This is a genomic window from Pseudomonas sp. P65(2024) (genome assembly GCF_057480955.1).
This window is the reverse complement of record NZ_JBLIYX010000065.1, coordinates 1-268: the sequence shown is the minus strand read 5'-3', so window position 1 is coordinate 268 and position 268 is coordinate 1. Positions and strand designations below refer to the sequence as shown.

1 protein-coding gene is annotated in these 268 nt (G+C 65.3%); it reads right to left on the bottom strand.

Going from position 1 to position 268, the window contains the following annotated elements; translation table 11 throughout:
• Nucleotides 1-268 (bottom strand): hypothetical protein (locus AC25MA_RS25860; protein WP_486972552.1); only part of this gene is annotated, 268 nt, incomplete at both ends.

Genomic DNA, 268 nt, shown 5'->3' with positions numbered 1-268 from the left:
ACCAACCTGCTCGACCTTGAGCACTTCGGCCCAGATCGCGGCCAGCGCGGTTTCGATCTCACCTTGCGGCGCCTCGAAGGCACGGCTGACCAGCGCCTCGCTGCCCGGCTGCGGCAAGGCGCGGCGGTCAAGCTTGCCGTTGGCGGTCAGCGGCAGCGCATCCAGCTGTACATAGGCCGACGGCAACATGTAGTCCGGCAGTTGGCCTTGCAGTTGCTGGTGCAGTTCGGCAATTGCCTGATGGCCAGTGAAATAGGCCACCAGGCGC